This window comes from Bradyrhizobium sp. SZCCHNR2028, assembly GCF_032380995.1.
Taxonomy (GTDB): Bacteria; Pseudomonadota; Alphaproteobacteria; order Rhizobiales; family Xanthobacteraceae; genus Bradyrhizobium.
Genome location: NZ_JAUHJF010000046.1, coordinates 1 through 2,918, shown reverse-complemented (window position 1 = coordinate 2,918; position 2,918 = coordinate 1). Strand labels below are relative to the sequence as shown.

2 protein-coding genes are annotated in these 2,918 nt (G+C 62.6%); both read right to left on the bottom strand.

Features of this window, described 5'->3' with window-relative positions:
- Positions 1-35: 35 nt before the first annotated feature.
- Positions 36-1,457, bottom strand: coding sequence for a glycosyltransferase (locus tag QX121_RS31530; protein ID WP_315782099.1), 1,422 nt, complete (start codon positions 1,455-1,457; stop codon positions 36-38).
- Between the two features lie 16 nt (positions 1,458-1,473).
- Positions 1,474-2,918, bottom strand: a 1,445-nt coding sequence (locus QX121_RS31525) for a thioester reductase domain-containing protein (protein WP_315738711.1), incomplete at its 5' end; no start/stop codon positions are given.

The window sequence follows — 2,918 nt, the reverse complement described above, 5'->3', positions numbered from 1 at the left end:
GAGTATGGCGTACGCCGTTCGAGGATCAGGACGGATCAAACCGTTCCCAACGTCCCGCGTATCAAACCAGCGTCGACGTCGATCGTCCGGCGGCTGGCGGCCTCCGCAGGAGTACCGACAGGGTCGAACCTGTGACGCGGATTTCCCTGAGAGCTGGCCGACGATCCGCCCGCCGCAAGCCGTTCGACCAGTTCCGCAATCTCGTCACGAGCGTTGTGGCGGACGAACGCGGTGCGTAACGCTTGCGCACCGCGTCGGTATTGCGGCTTGGTGAGCACGGCGCGGACCGCCTCGCGAATCTGCGAGGCGGATGGCCGGCCGGTTCCAAGATTGATGCCGGCGCCTGCCCATGCGACCCGCGCAGCGATTTCCGGTTTTTCCTCACTATCCCCGGCAACCACCAACGGCACACCGAGACTGAGCGCGTGATTGACGGCGCCATAACCGCCATTGGTCACCATGACGCTCACCTTCGGGAGCAGGCGGTCGAACGGCAGGAATGTCACCGCCTTCGCATTGGGCTGCAACACCACCGGGATCGATTCGACTGGTGGGCCGCCGGTGCATGCGATCACCGTCAGTTCCTCGTTCGCCAGGGCCGTCAGAGTTGGTCCGACAAGCTGCCCAAGATCGCCGTTTGCGAGAGTGCCTTGCGTGACGAGTACGATCGGACCCGCTTTGTCGACGTCGTCCCACCAAGGCGGCGGGTGGAAGCCGATCGATGGCGGTGGCAGCAGCGGTCCGACGAAGCGGATGCTGTCTGGCATCTTGCCACGCGAATATTCGAACTCCTTGGCCGTAAGCTGCAAATACAGATCCGGCAGCGTGATCATGCTATCGAACAGAAATGCCGGCAGAGGGCGCGCCCCGTTCTTCACCAGGACATCGTTGAAGTATTGCTGCACCGAGCCGAAGATCGCTTGTTGCAGGTGGCTGTTCATTGCAGCATTGCGCGCGCGATCGGCTGGCGTGATGGATGGCGGGAGCGCGGTGCCGAAGAATGCGGTGTCCGCGCTCGACAAGGCGAGAGCGGTGATCCCGAGCGCGACGATCGGGGCTCTTTTTTCCGGCGGCCCGAGCACGAGCGGAAAGGTCCCGCAGAACATCGTATCGGTGATGATCGCATCGAAAGGAAAGTCGCGGCGCAAGTCGCGTATCCCGGCGGCCTGATGCGGCATTGCATCCGCAAAGATGTGCTTCAATCCGAAGCAGAGCTGAGCGGGGCCAGGTGCAATCTTGCGGCGTTCGGGAAAGCGCTCGTCGAGCTTCCGATAATCGACGTCGATTTCCGGGCGAAACGCGACGAAGCGCGCGCCGGTCGCCTCCACTCGCTCTCTGAACAGGCTCCCGCTATATACGACGACCTCGTGGCCGCGACCAACGAGGAGTTGGGCAACGGCCAACAAGGGAAATACGTGACCGGGTAGCGCGGTGACCGCGATGAGAAACCGCGCCATGTTGTGCTCTCCTATCCTAACCCACCAACCGATCGCTGTTCATTTCGCCGTTTCTGGCAACCGCATCGGACACAGTTCCTGCGAGCCGCAGATTGACAAAATAGCGTTCGAGAAGGGCCGCGCTGACCGGAGCGATCGCCGCGCCCACCGCAGCCAAGTGTTCCTGCGTGAAGTCCGAGGTAATTTCCGGGTGCGATCGCGACGTGTCCTCCTTTGACACGATCGACAGGACGGCTGCGAGATCATCGTCCTGTGTTTCGGCAAGCCGCCGTCGTCCAATGTCGATCCATTGATCGAGCGGCACGAGGTCGAGCCGAAGGCCGAGCCGGCGAAAGATCCGTGGGACCTCCCGCACATCAATTGGCTCACGGTTCATGAGATGATAGACGCTTCCCCAGGACGCTTCCCTGCCCGCGAGCCGGACGATCGCTCGCGCGACGTCATCGGCCGGCGTCATGTTCAACATCAGGTCCAGGTCGGGAATCGCGCCAAGTTCCGCATAGAGCCGGACAAGGCGCCAGATCAGATCCGTTTCGTTGCAGATTCCGTTCGCGCGATCACCAGTGACGCTGCTGAGGCGATAGATCGACAGCGGCAGGCCGCGAAGCTGCGCCTGCCGGACGAGCGTGTCGCCGACCCACTTGCTTTGGCTATAGCCGCTCGCGAGACCCTGCCACGAGGTCAGATCAGTCTGCTCCGACACCGGCCCAGACTGATATTTGTCGATCACCGCAAGGGTGGAAACGTAGTGCAGCCGCTTTGGTCGTCCACTCACGGTCCAATCGAGCAGCGTGAGGACGCTGTCCACATTGGCGGGTTTTATCGCAGCATAGTGATGGAGGAATTCGACGCTCGCGCCGCAATGATAGATCGCTTCGCACTCGTCTCGCACAATGCGGACACCCCTCTCATCGAGTCCGAGAGCCGGATGTCCGAGATTTCCGGTCAGAACCTCGATACGATCCTCGTCCCAACACGCCGAAAGCTTTCGCTTATCGAGCGCCTGCCGCAAACGGGCTTCGGCCGATTGCCGATCTGGGGCGCGAACGTGGCAGGCGATTTGCGCGTCCGTCTCCTGGATCAGCGTAGAGAGAAGATGACTGCCGACGAAGCCGGTGGCGCCCGTCAGGAAAATGCGTTTGGGCTTCTGCGGCGCGCGCCCGCCGATCAGCCTGATGTGCGTCGGCAGGAGAATGTCGCGGGACAAGTCCAGCGGCCCCTCCGAAGGTCCGTCGAGATCGAGCTGCGCTGCGAGGTCCCGGACGATGGGCGTCGCATAGACCGCCGTGATCGGGAAGTCCGGCTGGATCTCGTCGCGGATGCGGCGGCCAAGACGGATGGCGAGCAGCGAATGGCCGCCGAGATCGAAGAAGTTGTCATGGACCCCGACGCGCTCGAGCCCGAGGGTCTCGGCAAACAGAGCGCAGAGTTTCTCTTCGCGTGGTGTCCGCGGCGGGGTGT

Coding starts and splice junctions, on each gene's coding strand:
- QX121_RS31530 (WP_315782099.1), bottom strand. CDS start 1,457: ATGGCGCGGTTTCTCATCGCGGTCACCGCGCTACCCGGTCACGTATTT.